The organism is Frigidibacter sp. RF13 (assembly GCF_026626305.1).
Classification (GTDB): Bacteria; Pseudomonadota; Alphaproteobacteria; order Rhodobacterales; family Rhodobacteraceae; genus TMP-24.
Genome location: NZ_JAPNUE010000009.1, coordinates 74,321 through 90,046, shown reverse-complemented (window position 1 = coordinate 90,046; position 15,726 = coordinate 74,321). Strand labels below are relative to the sequence as shown.

The 15,726-nt window shown below is 65.3% G+C and carries 14 protein-coding genes; 6 read left to right on the top strand and 8 right to left on the bottom strand.

The genetic code is table 11. The features are described from left to right. Positions 1-18 precede the first annotated feature (18 nt). Positions 19-3,090, top strand: coding sequence for a valine--tRNA ligase (locus OU426_RS15300; protein ID WP_267634922.1), 3,072 nt, complete (start codon positions 19-21; stop codon positions 3,088-3,090). A gap of 73 nt (positions 3,091-3,163) precedes the next feature. Next, on the top strand, positions 3,164-4,270 hold the full coding sequence (locus tag OU426_RS15295; RefSeq protein WP_267634920.1) for a pyridoxal phosphate-dependent aminotransferase: 1,107 nt from the start codon (positions 3,164-3,166) through the stop codon (positions 4,268-4,270). A gap of 54 nt (positions 4,271-4,324) precedes the next feature. On the opposite strand, the gene OU426_RS15290 is transcribed toward OU426_RS15295, so the two are convergent. After that, positions 4,325-5,524, bottom strand: a complete 1,200-nt coding sequence (locus OU426_RS15290; protein ID WP_267634919.1) for a pyridoxal-phosphate-dependent aminotransferase family protein — start codon at positions 5,522-5,524, stop codon at positions 4,325-4,327. Between the two features lie 122 nt (positions 5,525-5,646). On the opposite strand from OU426_RS15290, the gene ygfZ reads away from it, so the two are divergent. Continuing rightward, complete coding sequence (gene ygfZ, locus OU426_RS15285) at positions 5,647-6,417, top strand: CAF17-like 4Fe-4S cluster assembly/insertion protein YgfZ (RefSeq protein WP_267634918.1); 771 nt, start codon at positions 5,647-5,649, stop codon at positions 6,415-6,417. Positions 6,418-6,651: 234 nt separating this feature from the next. After that, positions 6,652-6,972, top strand: a complete 321-nt coding sequence (locus OU426_RS15280; protein WP_267634917.1) for a DUF6280 family protein — start codon at positions 6,652-6,654, stop codon at positions 6,970-6,972. 61 nt (positions 6,973-7,033) lie between these two features. Here OU426_RS15280 and OU426_RS15275 read toward each other — a convergent pair whose 3' ends face one another. The 7 genes from OU426_RS15275 to OU426_RS15245 all read right to left on the bottom strand — a co-directional run bounded on the left by OU426_RS15275 (position 7,034) and on the right by OU426_RS15245 (position 14,179). Beyond that, complete coding sequence (locus OU426_RS15275; RefSeq protein ID WP_267634915.1) at positions 7,034-7,603, bottom strand: cobalamin biosynthesis protein CobQ; 570 nt, start codon at positions 7,601-7,603, stop codon at positions 7,034-7,036. A gap of 60 nt (positions 7,604-7,663) precedes the next feature. Then, on the bottom strand, positions 7,664-8,815 hold the full coding sequence (locus OU426_RS15270) for a hypothetical protein (RefSeq protein WP_267634914.1): 1,152 nt from the start codon (positions 8,813-8,815) through the stop codon (positions 7,664-7,666). Positions 8,816-8,893: 78 nt separating this feature from the next. Further along, a complete protein-coding gene (locus tag OU426_RS15265) occupies positions 8,894-10,276 on the bottom strand; it encodes a TolC family outer membrane protein (protein WP_267634913.1) in 1,383 nt (460 codons plus the stop codon). A gap of 80 nt (positions 10,277-10,356) precedes the next feature. Further along, positions 10,357-11,010 (bottom strand): protein-L-isoaspartate O-methyltransferase family protein, encoded by a 654-nt coding sequence (locus OU426_RS15260; protein ID WP_267634912.1) that lies wholly within the window; start codon positions 11,008-11,010, stop codon positions 10,357-10,359. A gap of 91 nt (positions 11,011-11,101) precedes the next feature. Next, positions 11,102-12,148, bottom strand: coding sequence for an ABC transporter substrate-binding protein (locus OU426_RS15255; RefSeq protein WP_267634911.1), 1,047 nt, complete (start codon positions 12,146-12,148; stop codon positions 11,102-11,104). Beyond that, positions 12,118-13,458 (bottom strand): sensor histidine kinase, encoded by a 1,341-nt coding sequence (locus OU426_RS15250; RefSeq protein WP_267634909.1) that lies wholly within the window; start codon positions 13,456-13,458, stop codon positions 12,118-12,120. The genes OU426_RS15255 and OU426_RS15250 overlap by 31 nt, the downstream gene beginning before the upstream one ends. A 55-nt stretch (positions 13,459-13,513) precedes the next feature. Next, positions 13,514-14,179, bottom strand: a complete 666-nt coding sequence (locus OU426_RS15245; protein WP_267634908.1) for a response regulator transcription factor — start codon at positions 14,177-14,179, stop codon at positions 13,514-13,516. A gap of 136 nt (positions 14,180-14,315) precedes the next feature. On the opposite strand from OU426_RS15245, the gene OU426_RS15240 reads away from it, so the two are divergent. Both OU426_RS15240 and OU426_RS15235 read left to right on the top strand, forming a co-directional pair. Further along, complete coding sequence (locus tag OU426_RS15240; RefSeq protein WP_267634907.1) at positions 14,316-15,281, top strand: Bug family tripartite tricarboxylate transporter substrate binding protein; 966 nt, start codon at positions 14,316-14,318, stop codon at positions 15,279-15,281. After that, complete coding sequence (locus tag OU426_RS15235) at positions 15,281-15,721, top strand: tripartite tricarboxylate transporter TctB family protein (protein WP_267634951.1); 441 nt, start codon at positions 15,281-15,283, stop codon at positions 15,719-15,721. Before OU426_RS15240 ends, OU426_RS15235 begins: the two co-directional genes overlap by 1 nt. Positions 15,722-15,726: the final 5 nt, after the last annotated feature.

Genomic DNA, 15,726 nt, shown 5'->3' with positions numbered 1-15,726 from the left:
AGCCAAGGGACGACGAACATGCCGATGGAAAAGACCTTCACCCCCGCCGAGGCCGAGGCCCGCATCTCGGCCGAATGGATCGCGAAAAAGGCCTTCGCGGCCGGCGCCAATGCCAAGCCGGGCGCGGAAGCCTTCTCCATCGTCATCCCGCCGCCGAATGTCACGGGCTCGCTCCACATGGGGCACGCCTTCAACAACACGCTGCAGGACATCCTCATCCGCTGGCACCGGATGCGCGGCCACGACACGCTCTGGCAGCCCGGCACCGACCACGCGGGCATCGCGACCCAGATGGTCGTCGAGCGTGAACTCGCCAAGACCAACCGCCGCCGCACCGACTTCACCCGCGAGGAATTCACCAAACTCGTCTGGGAACAGAAGCGCCTCTCGCGCGGCAATATCCGCGGCCAGCTTGAACGGCTCGGCGCCTCCTGCGACTGGGACCGCGAGGCCTTCACCATGTCGGGCGCCCCCGGCGCGCCAGAAGGCGAGGAAGGCAACTTCCACGACGCCGTCATCAAGGTCTTCGTCGATCTCTACAACAAGGGCTACATCTACCGCGGCAAGCGGCTGGTGAACTGGGACCCGCATTTCGAGACCGCGATCTCCGACCTCGAGGTCGAACAGGTCGAGGTCCAGGGCCACATGTGGCACTTCAAATACCCGCTCGCGGGCGGCGCGACCTATGAATATGTCGAGAAGGACGAAGACGGCAACGTCACGCTCCGCGAGACCCGCGACTATATCTCGATCGCCACCACCCGCCCCGAAACCATGCTCGGCGACGGTGCGGTCGCGGTCCACCCTTCCGACGAACGCTATGCGCCCATCGTCGGCATGCTTTGCGAAATCCCGGTCGGCCCCAAGGAACACCGCCGCCTGATCCCGATCATCACCGACGACTACCCCGACCCGGCCTTCGGCTCGGGCGCGGTGAAGATCACCGGCGCGCATGATTTCAACGACTATGGCGTTGCCAAGCGCGCTGGCATCCCCTGCTACCGGCTGATGGACACCAAGGCCCAGATGCGCGCCGACGGCGCGCCCTACACGCAGGCCGCCACCATCGCCATGGCGGTCGCCAAAGGCGAGCGCACATTGACCGAGGCCGAAGTCGACGCGATCAACCTCGTCCCCGACGACCTGCGCGGATTGGACCGCTACGAGGCGCGGAAACGCGTGATCGACCAGATCACCCGCGAAGGGCTGGCGGTCACGGTTCTGCACAAGAGTATCGACAAGGAAACCGGCGCCGAACATCTGGAACGCCTGCCCCTCGTCGAACAGAACAAGATGATGCAGCCGCACGGCGACCGCTCGAAAGTGGTGATCGAGCCGATGCTGACCGACCAGTGGTTCGTCGATACCGCGAAGATCGTCGAACCGGCGCTCGAGGCGGTGCGTTCCGGCAAGACGAAGATCATGCCGCCCTCGGGCGAAAAGACCTATTTCAACTGGCTCGAAAACATCGAGCCCTGGTGCATCTCCCGCCAGATCTGGTGGGGCCATCAGGTCCCGGTGTGGTATGGGCCGAAAATGGCCTTTGACGAGGATACTGAAGACGACTCACTCCACTATCCGTGGTCGGGAGCCGGGCTTTCCAAGGTCTTCTGCGCCTCGACAGAGGCGGAGGCAATTATTAAGGCAAAACAATACTATAGCCTGGCTGCCGAACACCACTATGGCAAAGAGGTGTTGGCGTTTGATTCGGAGGAGGCCGCCCGGAACTTTTCTCGGGCAGGACCGCGCCCACGCTATGGGGAGCCCATAAGGATCTACCGCGATCCCGACGTGCTCGACACCTGGTTCTCCTCCGGCCTCTGGCCCATCGGCACCCTCGGCTGGCCGGAAGACACGCCCGAACTGAAGAAATATTTCCCCACTTCCGTCCTCGTCACCGGCTTCGACATCATCTTCTTCTGGGTCGCCCGGATGATGATGATGCAACTCGCCGTCGTGGATCAGATCCCCTTCCACACCGTCTACCTGCACGGCCTCGTCCGCGACGCCAAGGGCAAGAAGATGTCGAAGAGCTTGGGCAATGTCATCGACCCGCTCGACATCATCGACGAATACGGCGCCGACGCGCTCCGCTTCGCGAACTGCGCGATGGCCTCTCTGGGCGGCGTCCTCAAGGCCGACACCCAGCGCATCGCGGGCTACCGGAATTTCGGAACGAAGCTCTGGAACGCCACCCGTTTCGCCGAAATGAACGCGGCGCTCTGTCGGGACGTTGTCGGGACGGATGCGGGACGGATGCCCGACGTGAAGCATACGGTCAATCGCTGGATCATCGGCGAGGTCGCCCGCGCCCGGATCGCCGTCGACGAGGCGCTGGAAAGCTTCCGCTTCAACGACGCCGCCGACGCGCTCTACAAGTTCGTCTGGGGCAAGGTCTGCGACTGGTATGTCGAATTCGCCAAACCGCTGATGGACGGTGAATTCGCCAATGAAACAAGGCAAACCATGGCCTGGGTTCTGGACCAGTGCTACATCCTCATGCACCCGATCATGCCCTTCATCACCGAGGAACTGTGGGCGCTGACCGGCCAACGCGACAAGATGCTCGTCCATGCCGACTGGCCGACCTATGGCGCTGAAATCATTGATCAAACGGCCGATGCCGAGATCAACTGGGTCATCCGCCTGATCGAGGAAATCCGCTCCGCCCGCACCCAAATGCGCGTGCCGGTGGGCCTCAAACTGCCGATGATCCTGACCGCGCTCGACGACAAGGGCCGCGCCGCCCTCGGCCGCAACCGCGCCATCATCGACCGCCTCGCCCGTATCGACGGCCTGACCGAGGGCGCCGCCCCCAAAGGCGCGATCACCATCCCGGTCGAAGGCGGCGCCTTCGCCCTCCCCCTCGAAGGGATCATCGACCTTCAGGCCGAAAAATCACGCCTTTCCAAGACGTTGGAGAAGATCGAAAAAGACATGGGCGGCTTGCGCGGTCGTCTCAACAACCCGAAATTTACCGCTTCCGCCCCAGAAGAGGTGATCGAGGAAACCCGCGACAATCTCGCGCTGAACGAGGAAGAGGCGAACAAGCTGAAAGCCGCGCTCGCGCGCCTCGCCGAGGCCGTCTGACCCAATCTTCCGTTGCTAAATATCCCGGGGGCCCGGGGGCAGCGCCCCCGGCCTCCCCCCAAAAGGAGGACCGATGCCCCGCTTCACGCCCCTCGTCGACAGCCTCCCCGCGACCGTCCCCTTCGTCGGCCCGGAAACCCAGGAACGCGCCCGCGGCCGCGCCTTTGCCGCCCGCCTCGGCGCCAATGAAAACATCTTCGGCCCCTCGCCCATGGCCATCGCCGCGATGGAACAGGCCGCCCGCGACATCTGGATGTACGGCGACCCGGAAAACCACGACCTGAAACAGGCGCTCGCCCGGCATCATGGGATCGCTTCGGAAAATATCGTGGTGGGCGAAGGCATCGACGGCCTCCTCGGTTATCTCTGCCGCCTCCTCATCGGCCCGGGCGACCCGGTCGTGACCTCTGACGGCGCCTATCCGACCTTCAACTTCCATGTCGCAGGCTTCGGCGGCATCCTCCACAAGGTCCCCTACAGGGGCGACCGGGAAGACCCCGAGGCCCTCATCGCCAAGGCCCGCGAAACCGGTGCCAAGCTCATCTACTTCGCCAACCCCGACAACCCCATGGGTTCGTGGCACGAGGCGGCAGCCGTCCAGCGGATGATCGACGCGGTGCCCGAGGGCAGCCTCCTCGTTCTCGACGAGGCCTATGTCGAATTCGCCCCCGACGCAACTGCGCCCGCCCTCGACCCTGCGAACCCCAAATCTATAAGAATGCGAACTTTTTCAAAGGCTTACGGCATGGCAGGCGCTCGCGTTGGCTTTGCGATCGGTCACCCGGGCCTCATCCGCGCTTTCGACAAGATCCGCAATCATTTCGGCATGTCGCGCATCGGCCAGGCCGGCGCCCTCGCGGCACTCGCCGACAAGGATCACCTGCCCCGGACCCGCGCCGCCGTCGAAACCGCCCGCGCCGGGATTGCCCGGATCGCCGCAGCCAACGGCCTCACGCCCCTGGCCTCTGCCACCAACTTCGTCACCATCGACGCAGGCCGCGACGGCGCCTTCGCCCGCCGCCTCGTCGCCGAACTCATCGCCCGCGACATCTTCGTCCGCATGCCCTTCGTCGCGCCGCACGACCGCTGCATCCGCGTCAGCTGCGGGCGGCCCGAAGACCTTGCAGCCTTCGCCGCCGCCCTGCCCGAGGCGCTTCAGGCAACGCAGACCTCGTCCTGAGCCTCCGGTGCGTCCTCGGGACTCCGCGACGAGAAACGCAGTGCCCGAGGAGCCTCACGCCCCGGCGATCACCGCCGCCGCCGCATCAAGCGCACCCGGCCCATGCGACACCGACAAGGCCGTCATCCCCGCCTCGATCACCGAGAGGACCCCCAGCACCATATGGGCATTCACATGGCCCATATGGCCGATCCTGAGGTAATCGCCATAGGCGGGCTCGTTCGATTGCGCCATGCCGAGCGGGATGCCCAGCGTCACACCCGCGAGCTCCTGACACCAGCCGCGCAGCCTGCCACCCGCCCCGCCGCCGAAGCGCACCGCCGTCACCGATGTGCCGCGCTGATCGGGCGCCGCCACGTTCAGCGCGATATCGCCGCCGACCCCCCAGGCATCGACCGCCGCCCAGACCGAGCGGGCGAGCCTGTCATGCCGCGCCCAGACATTCGCAAGCCCTTCCTCGTCAAGGATCATCGTCAAGGCTTCACCCAGACCGAACAGATGGTGCGTGGGCGCCGTGCCGCAGAAATGCTGCCAATATTCCTCGGCAAAGGCGCGGGGTTCCCAATCCCAATAGGGCGTCCGGAGGTCCGATCCCTTGCAGGCGGCAAGCGCCTTGTCAGAGAACCAGACAAAGCCTAGGCCCGGTGGCACCATCAGCCCCTTCTGGCTCGCCGCCACCGCGACATCCGCACCCCATTCGTCCATCAGGAACGGATCGCAGCCCAAAGAGGCGATACAGTCCACTGCCAGCAGAGCCGGATGGCCCGCCGCGTCGATCGCCGCCCGGACCTCGGCCACATCATTGCGCACTGTCGAGGCCGTGTCGGTCTGCGTCATGAGAACCGCCTTGATCCGGCCTTCCCTGTCCTGCCGAAGGGCCGCCTCGATCTGCCCGGCATCGGCCTTGACCGACCGGCCGAAATCCAGAACCTCCACCTCAACCCCCATGCGGCGGACGGAATTGGCCCAGCTCAGCCCGAACTGGCCGGTCGAGGCCACAAGTGCCCGGTCGCCGCGCGAGAAGAGGTTGGCATTCGCCGCCTCCCAGGCGCCATGGCCGTTGACGATATAGATCGCCACATGGGCCGAGGTGCGCGCCACCCGGCGCAGATCGGTGAAGATCCGCGCGGTCAGATCATGCAGCGGCCCTTCGTATATATTCGGCGCCGCCCGGTGCATGGCACCCAGCACCCGGTCGGGCATGACGGACGGGCCGGGAATGGCCAGATAGGGACGGCCCTGCGAGAGATTCATGGGAAAGCTCCTTCCTTCGCGGCAGAGCTAATGCGCTGCCGCAAGAAAGGTCAACGTGCGCCGTTTCGCCCTTTCACCGGCGCGGGTCCGCGCTATATCTGGGCCTCGCGACAGGAGAGAGCATGACAGGCGAAGAGGCCCCGGGCCGCACCATCATCCGCGTCAGCGGCACGGACCGCGAAAGCTTCCTGCAGGGGCTCGTCACCAACGACCTGCGCAAGCTTCGGCATGGGGCGGTCTATGCCGCGCTCCTGACACCGCAGGGCAAATATCTGGCGGATTTCTTTCTCTACCCTGAGGAAGACGCCGTGCTTCTGGACGTGGCCGATCCGCTGGCCGACGGGCTCTTGCGCCGCCTGTCGCTTTACCGGCTGCGTGCTGACATTTCGCTGGAACGCACCGGGCTGCACGTCCATCGCGGCCTTGGCCCTGCTCCCGCCGGGGCGTTCGCCGACCCGCGCCATCCGGCGATGGGCTGGCGCTCGGTGGCGGATGCTGCGGGCGCCGATCCCGCGATCGACTGGAACTCGATACGCGTCGCCGAACTGATCCCCGAGACCTTGGTCGAACTGCTCCCTGACGAGAGCTACATCCTTGAAATGGGCTTTGAACGACTGAACGGCGTCGATTTCCGCAAGGGCTGCTATGTTGGACAGGAAGTGACCGCGCGGATGAAACACAAGACCGAGTTGCGCAAGGGCCTCGCGCTGGTCGAGATCACCGGCGAGGCGGCGCCCGGCACGTCGATCCTTGCGGACGGCAAGGAGGCGGGGCAGGTTTGCACCCGCTCTGGCAACAATGCGATCGCCTACCTGCGATTTGACCGTGCAATGGGTGAAATGCGGGCGGGAGAGGCGATAGTTAGGCTCGCGGAGCCTCAACGAGGCTCCTGATCGACCGTTTGGTCAAATTCGGCAAAGAATCGCATGGGCGCCTTGAAGTAACGAGGAGCGGCCCCATATCTGGACGTGTGTTTGCGATAACTTCGGCAATATATTGATGCTGCAGCTGCAAAGCCATGCAGCAGACGCATGACAGGCATTCGAAACCAGAAATACCGAATCACGAATAAATCGTCATATTCACGACACTTCGGGAAACGCAAGAGCAATAACAGGACGGACGGAATGCGCGACTTTGTGGATGGTACGGCTTTCAATTATGAGCAAGGTCAGCGGTCGCGCAAACTCTTTGCAGCGGTGGTGCTGGCTGCGCTCGACGACGCGATTGCCGACGACAAGAAGTATGGCAACGGCCCCGACCAGATCGCCCGCTGGGCGCGGTCGCGCGATGGCCGCGAGGTTCTGTCCTGTGCCGGGATTGACCCGAACGAGCGGGTCGTGAAAGGTCTGATGGAATTCGTGGGCAAGGGCGTGCGCACCTCGGTCGCGCTGTCGCGCGAGGAGAGCGAACGTCGCCACGCCGCGGAAGAAGCCGAAGCGGCCTGATCAGCACCCGGCAGTCCGGTTACACAGCGCGCGCCTCTGGGCGCGCGTTTTCGTATCCGGGTCAAAGCAGATAGTGGAACATCAGGTGCGGTGTGAGCTCGAGCGCGAGCAGCGCGCCGAAGAACGTCCGCGCCTGCCAGCCGGTGAAGCGCCGCCAGAGGATCGCGGCCCAGAGGATCGCGAAGGCCATCTCGACCGGCGCGACGATCTGGCCATGGTGACGCGGGTCCCAGTAGCTGAGCGGGCTGCGGAAGATCCAGTCCGACAGGGGCCAGAAATGGCGACGCGCGTCTTCGTTATGCAGAACCAGATCGCAGACCAAATGCAAAAGCCCCGCTGCCGCGAAGGCGGTCAGCGCCGGGCGCTTGCGCCAGAGGGCAATCGCCAGCAGCAGGCCCCAGAGCGGAATGCTGTTATCGACGGCGAACACCGCTTGCCATTCGGCCGAGAAATAGAGTTCGCGAAAAACCCTTTCCGCCGGGATGCCCATGAGCCAGATCGAGACCGTGGCCATGAAATAAAGCGACAGGTCGGGCACGAGTGAGCCAAGAACCGCCGCGACGGTTGTCCCCGGACGGGACGGACGGGCAAAGAGTGCGGCACCGAAAAGAAGATGAGCGGGCGTGTTCATGGTGGCGGCAGAGTGCGACGCCCGCCGCATACTGGCAAGGGCCCGCTAGGGCGGCCGTCCTTACCCTCGCTTCTGCAGGGCCTCGGCGATGGCAGCTTCGATCCGGCCGACAAGGCGCGCGCCAAGCTCGCCCTGCAGTTCCTCGCGCAGGACATCGGCGATCAGGCCGCGCAACATGCCGTCCGGCAGGGCGACGGCGTCGATGGCGGCATCTCGATCGGGCGACGACGCGGCAAGGTCAACAGGTTCATCCGCAACAAGGCTGTCGTCTCCATCGTCGGCCGCATCGCCTGCGACATCCGGCAGTGCCTCCGCCGTCAGCGAAAGGTGCAGCCGACCGTCGGCGCGCCAGGGCAGATCGGTTTCCTGCGTTGCTGACACCTCGTCAAATTCAAGGGCCTCAAATTCAAGGGCTTCCTGATCCTCCGGCCCGGCATTCGCGTCGAGGAGTGCGTCGGACAGGTCTTCCGTACGATCCTCGGGCACCGCCACTGCGCCGGCGGCATCGGCAGGCATGCTCGCGGACAGTTCGCTCTCCGGGACCGAGGGCGAGAGCGAGACACGCCAGCTGTCGCCCCGCCGCATGAGCGGCATCGCAATATCGCCGATGATCGGCGCATCGAGCCGGTCTTCAGGCGCCGACATTTCGAAACCGGCCATGATTCCGTGGAAACCTGACGGCTTTTGCCGTGCGGGCTCTTCTCCCGCCCAGCTTTCAGTCTCTGGCGAGGGGTCGGCGACGTCGGCCGCCCAGTCGGCATCCTCCAGCGCCTCGGCATCGCCGAGATCGGGTTCGAACGGCTCATCAATGTCCGCGACGGCGGCTTCCAGTTCGGCGATGGTCTCTTCCAGCGACGCGGCCTCCGCCAGCAGCGGCTCCGCCGCGACCTCCGGCGGCAGGTCGAGTAAGAGCGGTGTCTCCTCGACCTCCGCGGCGATATCGGCCTCCCATTCGGCGGCGGTCCCGGACGCGCCTGAAGGCGCAGTATCCTCGGTCGGGATCCGGTGGGCAGCGGTCAGCACCAGGCGGCTGTCGGCGCTCTCGGCCGGCGCAGCGGGCGCGGTAACAGGTGGGGCAACGGAAGTAAGCGCAACAGCCCCACTCTCGGCCTGCGCAGGCTCTTCGGGCGCCACATGCCGACGCTCGGCCACCAGCCGTCGGATCGAGGAAAGGACGTCGTTGATTTCCATATTCGCCGGTGATGTACTCATCTCAACCGCTCCTGCCTTGCCACAATAACAGCAGACCGGCGGCCGAACGTCACATCAAAAATGAGACTTCCGTAACAATCAGTTCTTGCCGATGGCCTTGAGGACACGGTCGAGCTTGGCCCCCTGCGCCGACAGGGGCGCCTTCTTGACCACGTTGTAATAGGCCTCTGGGTCATAGACCGGGATCCCGAGTTTCAGGTTTTCCGCCGTCAGAAGACCCATAGAGGCGAGAAGTGAATAAAATGCTACCTGAAGATTGGCCTCGGCCGTGGTGCGGTCGGATTTGGCGGACAGAAGCTCGCGTTCGGCATCAAGGACATCGAGCGTCGTCCGGGCGCCCAGCGCTGCTTCTTCCTTCGTGCCGTCATAGGCCGATTGCGCCGCCTCGATCTGCAGGTCGATCGCTCCGATCTGGGCGCGCGCCACTTCGATTGCCGACCAGGTGTTGGCCACTTGCTCCGCCACTTCGACAGCCGTCTGGGTCAGCGCTGCGCGCGCAGCGTCGCGACCGGCGATGGCCTTGCGTTCCGCCGACGCGATCTTGCCGCCGGTGAACAGCGGCTGGACAAGCTGCAGGGTCGCTTGGCCCGACGTATCCCCATCGTCGTCGCGTAGCGCCTGCGCGCCTGCCTCGATTGTCGGGAAATGCTGGGCGCGCGCCAGTTCGAACTGCAGATCCGCGACCTTGGCCTGATGCTGAGCCCTGAGGATTGCCGGATGCAGCTTCTGCGCCAGCGCCTGCGCTTCGGCAAGCGTCTTGGGGAAGGCGGGCGTGCCGGGCAGGCTGGTCCGCCCGTCGCTTTCATGGCCGACAGCGGCGGTATAGGCCGCGCGCGCCACTTTCAGATCACCTTCGGCGGCGGCAAGGCCGGCGCGCGCCGCCGCAAGACGCGCCTCGGCAAGCGCCACGTCGGTGCGGGTGATCTGTCCCACTTCGAACCGATCCTGCGCGGCGCGCAGCTGTTCGGAAATCACATTGACGGAGGTGCGATTGATCTCGACCGCCTGGGTGGCACGACGCACATCCATGTAGGCGCGGACGGCATCCAGCAGTACGCCCTGTTCGACCTGCAAGAGCGCCTGCCGGGTGGACAGGACGGTTTCCTTGGCAATGTCGATCCCGAGCCCCGAGCGGCCGAAATCGTAAAGCGTCCAGTCGAGGCTGATGATGTGCTCGGCGCTGCGGCTGTTCACCCCGGTGCCGAAGAGCGGGCTGCGCCCTTCGCTGTAGGTGCCCTTAAAAATATAGCTGATCACGGGCCTCAGCGTCGCGACCGCCGCCGCCACATCTTCGTCGGCGGCGCGCAAAACAGCCTGATTCTGGTCGAGCAGGTTCGAATTCCGGTAGGCCGAGATCAGCGCGTCGCCCAAAGTTTCCGACTGAACTTGCCCGGATAGAAGCGCGAGCATGGCCGATCCGGTCGCGAGAGCCCTCAGCGTGCGCGCCACATGACCTGTCATTCTCTTGCCTCCTGCCGCCGGGTTCGGACCCGGGCTATTGTCGCCTGACCGGCCAGTCGTCCGCGGAAGGCGGGCGAGGCTCAGAGGCTGAATTCCCGTTTCGCGGCGAAGCCCGGCAGAACCGGGGCCGCGCCGTTGAATGCAAAGCGCCAGCTGATCGCGCCATCGATCCTGTGGCCGATCCGCGCGGTGCCAAGCGCGCCGTCCATGAAGATCGCGCCGATGCGGCCGCCCTCGCTCAGCTGTGCAGCGAGCGCCTCGGGCAATGCCTCGATCGCACCTTCCACGAGGATGCGGTCGAACGGGCCATCGGCCTTCGCGCCATCGGACAGCGCGCCGTCGCGCACCGTCACGTTCGCGGCACCAAGCGCCTCCAGACGTTCGCGCGCCGCTGCTGCGAGGTCGGCGTCCGCCTCAAGCGCCACGACCACGCCCGCCATCCGCGCCAGTAAGGCAGCCGAATATCCAAGCCCTGCACCGACGATCAGCACCTTGTCGCCCGGCCCGACATCAAGCGCATCTAGCATCTTGGCAAGCGTCCGGGGTTCCAGCATCACCCGGCCGGGGTGCAGCGCGATATTGTCGCCAAGATAGGCCGCGCCCTTGGCCGCCTCGGGCACGAACGCCTCGCGCGGCACCGACAGCATCGCTTCGATGATCGGAAACTTGGTCACGTCATTGGGGCGGACCTGCGTGTCGACCATCATCGTGCGGGCGGCGGCGTAATCGGTCATTTCTGAACTCAATGGTTTAGTTTGGCTTTACTCAGTCTTGCCACAGTTTGCAAGCCGCGGCAACCGCGCCCGGGGGTCGCACATGCCCGCCTCAAGGCTGAATGAGGGCCGCGCGCCATTCCTCCAGAAAGCGCCGCCGAGTGATTTGGTCGAGGTTGGCGAGAAGGCCGGGGTCCAGCCGGATCGGGCGCAGATGCGGGTTGCGGTCGAAAGCGTCGGCGTCGAGCGCGGGCAGGCCCGCGCCCTCGGCAACAAGCGCCTGCCCCTCGGCGGACAGAAGGAAGGCCAGAAACTCCGCCCCGGCCTCGGGCGCGCGGGCGCGCTCAGGCACAAGCGCCGTGCGCAGAAGCGTGAGCGTATAATCCTGAAGTTCGACGATCCTGAGCCCGTCGGCGTCGTTTCCGGGCGCGTAGGAGCCAAGGACGTTGTAGCCAAGCAGCATCCGCCCCTCGGCAATGTCGCCGATCATCCCGGCAGAACAGCAGTAGAGCTTCGCGTCGAGGCGCCCCATCACTTCCGCGAGACGCCAGAACGCATCGGACAGTCGCGCATCCTGGGCCGCAAACAGATAGCCCGCGCCGGAAACCGCCGGATCGTAGGTCGCGACCTTACCCCGGAACCGGTCGGGATGGTCGCGCAGAAGGTCGATCAACTCGCGCCGCGTTGTGGGTGCAGGCGTGCCGGGTGGCAGGGCATCGCGGCCAAGAAGCAGCACCACAGGCTCCTGCGTCACCGCGACCAGAAGGTCGCGCCAGCGCGCCCAGCCCGGCTGGCCCGACATAAGCGCGGCCGGAAGTGGGCGCGCCAGCCCGTCATTGGCGATCTTCATCTGCAAGTCCATTGCCGAGGAGATCACCAGATCGAAAGGCGCCTCCTCCTCGGCGACGGCGCGGTAGACCTCCTGGCTGGAGGCGACCACGTAGTGCAAGGTCACATCAGGGTGGCGCACCAGATAGGCGTCGATCACCGGCTGCATATAGGCGATGTCGGTGGTGGACAGGACGTCGATGCGCTGCGGGCCTGTTCCGAAATCCTGCATCGCTTCGGTTTCGAACCCGCGCGCACCCGCCGCGGCGAGCGCGAGCCAAAGGACGCCGCAGACCAGCCTTACAGAAGCGGCAGCGAAAAGACCGCGCATGTTCCCCCTCCCTCTCGCGGGCCGATGGCGAAGCTTCCGCCCATCGCCTGTGCGGCCTCTTCGACGATGGTCAGGCCAAGTCCCGATCCCGGCACGTCGCTTACATTGGCGCCACGCCGGAAGCGGCGCTTCAACCCCTGATCCACAACCCCCGCAAGACCCCGCCCCCGGTCCATCACCGTTACGCGCGCCTCGCCCGCCACCGCTTCGGCCATCACCTCGACGAGCCCGTCGGGGGCGGAATATTTGACGGCATTGTCGATGATATTCCTCAGCGCCGCCTCGACCAGCACCGGATCGGCCCGCGTGGGCAGCGTGCCACGGACCTCCAGCCGAACCGAAATATCCCGCATCTCTGCCGCCGGGCGGAACCGTTCCACCAAATCGCGGACAAGTTTCGCCAGATCCATCTCGGCCCAGTCGGCCTGTTCGGCGCGATAAAGGACGGTCGCGTGATCCAGAAGCTGGCTTGCCGAGCGCGCCGATTCGTCCGCTGCTCGGATCAGGCCGCGCAGCCGGGCACGGGTTTCCTCCTCGCCCGACTGCCGAAGCGCCAGTTCCGCCTCGTTCCGCATCACCGTCAGCGGCGTGCGGATATGGTGTGCGGCCTCGGCCAGAAAGGTTTCGGTCTGGCTGAGCGTGCCGCGCAGGCGGGCGATGAAGCTGTTAAGCGCGGTGACGAAAGGTTGCAGTTCGCTCGGCGCCGGATGGCGCAGCGGGCGCAGGTCGCGTGCACCGCGCCGCCCGACTGCCTCGGCCAGACGGTCGATCGGGCTGAGGAAACTGCGCGCGAAATAAAGCGAGAAGGGAATGGCCGCGAGGAAGATCGCAAGCCCCAGAACAGCCGCCCGATTGCCTAGCCGCGCCGCAATCGCCCCCTGGCCCTGTCGTGTCTCGGCAAGCAGCACCAGAAGCGGCGCCGCGCGCCCATCGATCCTGATACTGCGCAGGATGGCCGCGATCCTGACATCGGTATCTCGATAGTTTGCATCGTAGAAACTCGGCGCTAGTGCGGTCGGCAGCTGTTCGGGCAGAGGCAGATCGGCATAACCCGTCACCGGCGCCCCGTCGACATCGACACGGTAGAAGATGCGCTCCTCACCCATCGCCGACAGCATCGAGAAGGTTGCGGGCGGCAGATCAACGGTAATGCCGCCTTCGGCGACCCGCACCTCTTCGGCGAGACTTCCGGCGGCGGCGCCGAGGACGGCGTCGAATGTCGCCTCCGACGCGCGGTCCGCCCCGAGCCGGACGGCGGCGTAAAGCCCGACCGACAGGCAGGCGGCAAGCAAGAGCAGCTGGAGAAGCAATCGCCGCCTCAGAGAAACCGGCGATCCTGTCTGTGGGTTCGGCGCCAGGGCCATCCTAGCCGCCCGTCAGGCGGTAGCCGAGCCCGCGCACGGTTTCGATCCGCGCACGGCTGCCCGCAAGCTTCTTGCGCAGGCGCCCGACATAGACCTCGATCGCATTGTCGCTGACCGGCTCGGAAAAGGAGAACAGGCGGTCACACAGATGTTCCTTCGACAGGATCCGTTCCGGCGCATTGAGAAAGAGTTCGAAAAGCCGCACCTCGCGCGAACGGAGTTCCCGCCGTTCCTCGCCCACCGCAAGAGTTGCTGCGAGCGGATCGAAAGTCAGATCGCCATAGGTCCTAAGCGTCTGCGCCCCACCGCCGCGTCGCCTGAGGACCGCCCGGCAGCGCGCCTCAAGCTCGGCGAAATCGAAGGGCTTCGTCACATAATCATCCGCCCCGGTATCAAGCGCATCGATCCGGTCGGTGACGGCAGACCGCGCGGTCATGACGATCACCGGCGTTTCGCGGCTGGCCTTGCGATGGCGCGCCAGAAAATCGCGCCCGTCGCCATCGGGCAGCATCATGTCAAGAAGGATGAGATCGTAACCGGCAACGCCGAGACAGGCCTCCGCCTCGTCGAGCGTGGCGGCGCTGTCGACGGCATGGCCGTCAAGCTTCAGCCGTGCGGCAACGGACGCCGCAAGTTCGGCATTATCCTCCACCAGAAGGAACCGCATCGCCCTCCCCTTCGCGATGAACCGTCTACGAACATGGCCCGTGACAGGTTCATGTCAGCTTTTCAGGTTTGACTGCCCCTCGCAATCCCCGGGCGGTCTCGCCCTCCGGGGCGCGACTGAACCATGGGAGGAACAGATGAAAACGACTTTCAAGGCGCTGGCGCTATCCGCTGTCGCTGCCTTCTCGGCCGCTGGCGCGGCTTCGGCCACCGAATGTATCGCGCCCGCGAACCCTGGCGGCGGCTGGGATTTCACCTGCCGCCAGATCGGCCGTATCCTGCAGGAAATCGGTGTGACGCCGAACCTCGTGCAGGTGACCAACATGGCCGGTGCCGGCGGCGGTGTCGCCTATTCGGCGGTTGTCGCCGACCGGAACGAGGATGCCGACCTGATCGTCGCGGCTTCGTCGGCCACCACCACCCGGCTTGCCCAGAATGCCTATGCGGGCGCGACCGCCGATCAGGTGCGCTGGGTCGGCGCGATCGGCGGCGATCCGGGCGTGATCGTCGTGGCCAAGGACAGCCCCTATCAGTCGATCAACGACCTTATTGAGGCAGTGAAAGCCGATCCGGCCGCCGTTTCCTTCGCAGGCGGCTCGGCCGTGGGCGGCTTCGACCATCTCAAAGTCCTGATGCTTATGAACCGCGCAGGCTTCAGCGATGCGAAATCGGTCAAGTACATCGGCCTTGACGGCGGCGCCGACGCGATCACCCAGACGGTGGGTGGCTTCACCCAGGCCATGACCGGCGACCTGTCCGAAGTCGGCGGCTTCCTGAAATCCGGCGATGTGCGCGCACTTGCGGTCCTGTCGGATGCACGTGTCGCGGGCTTTGACGACATCCCGACCGCCAAGGAACAGGGCGTCGACCTCGTCGCGATGAACTGGCGCGGTCTCTATGTGCCGAAGGGCATCTCGGATGACGACTACAACAAGTGGGTCGATGCGCTGAACAAGGTCGCGGCCTCGGACCAGTGGAAGCAGGTCATGACCGAGAACGGTCTTGCGCCCTACACTCTCACGGGTGCCGATTTCGAGACCTTCGTGGGCGAGAATATCGCCGAGATCACCAACATCTCGAAAGAGATCGGGATCATCCAGTGATGAAGGGTGACCGGATCTTCGGTCTGGTCATGATGGTCGTGGCGCTGGGGTATCTCCTCAGCGCCTCAACCGTAGAGACCAGCTTCCTGTCGGACCCAGTAGGGCCACGGGTCTTTCCCTATATAATCGGCGCACTGGTGATGATCTGCGCACTCGTGATGGTGCTGCGCCCCGATCCGGACGTCGACTGGCCGGGTCCGGCGATGGTGATGACGCTCGGCGCCGCGCTTCTTGCGCTTGTGCTTTACGCACTGACGATCAAGCCCCTGGGCTTCATCCTGCCCACGATGCTCGCCTCGGGCTTCCTGTCCTGGCAGATCAGCCGCCGTCCGGCGCAGGCCGCGATTGCGGGCGCGGGGCTCGGGATCGGGCTGTACATTCTCTTCAAGACGGTTCTCGGTCTCGGCCTTCACGGCCTGCCGCGGTTCCTGATGGGTTAGGAGCG

Coding starts and splice junctions, on each gene's coding strand:
- OU426_RS15235 (WP_267634951.1), top strand. CDS start 15,281: ATGAAGGGTGACCGGATCTTCGGTCTGGTCATGATGGTCGTGGCGCTG.
- OU426_RS15275 (WP_267634915.1), bottom strand. CDS start 7,603: ATGAACACGCCCGCTCATCTTCTTTTCGGTGCCGCACTCTTTGCCCGT.
- ygfZ (WP_267634918.1), top strand. CDS start 5,647: ATGACAGGCGAAGAGGCCCCGGGCCGCACCATCATCCGCGTCAGCGGC.
- OU426_RS15240 (WP_267634907.1), top strand. CDS start 14,316: ATGAAAACGACTTTCAAGGCGCTGGCGCTATCCGCTGTCGCTGCCTTC.
- OU426_RS15255 (WP_267634911.1), bottom strand. CDS start 12,148: ATGCGCGGTCTTTTCGCTGCCGCTTCTGTAAGGCTGGTCTGCGGCGTC.
- OU426_RS15265 (WP_267634913.1), bottom strand. CDS start 10,276: ATGACAGGTCATGTGGCGCGCACGCTGAGGGCTCTCGCGACCGGATCG.
- OU426_RS15260 (WP_267634912.1), bottom strand. CDS start 11,010: ATGACCGATTACGCCGCCGCCCGCACGATGATGGTCGACACGCAGGTC.
- OU426_RS15290 (WP_267634919.1), bottom strand. CDS start 5,524: ATGAATCTCTCGCAGGGCCGTCCCTATCTGGCCATTCCCGGCCCGTCC.
- OU426_RS15270 (WP_267634914.1), bottom strand. CDS start 8,815: ATGAGTACATCACCGGCGAATATGGAAATCAACGACGTCCTTTCCTCG.
- OU426_RS15295 (WP_267634920.1), top strand. CDS start 3,164: ATGCCCCGCTTCACGCCCCTCGTCGACAGCCTCCCCGCGACCGTCCCC.
- OU426_RS15280 (WP_267634917.1), top strand. CDS start 6,652: ATGCGCGACTTTGTGGATGGTACGGCTTTCAATTATGAGCAAGGTCAG.
- OU426_RS15300 (WP_267634922.1), top strand. CDS start 19: ATGCCGATGGAAAAGACCTTCACCCCCGCCGAGGCCGAGGCCCGCATC.
- OU426_RS15245 (WP_267634908.1), bottom strand. CDS start 14,179: ATGCGGTTCCTTCTGGTGGAGGATAATGCCGAACTTGCGGCGTCCGTT.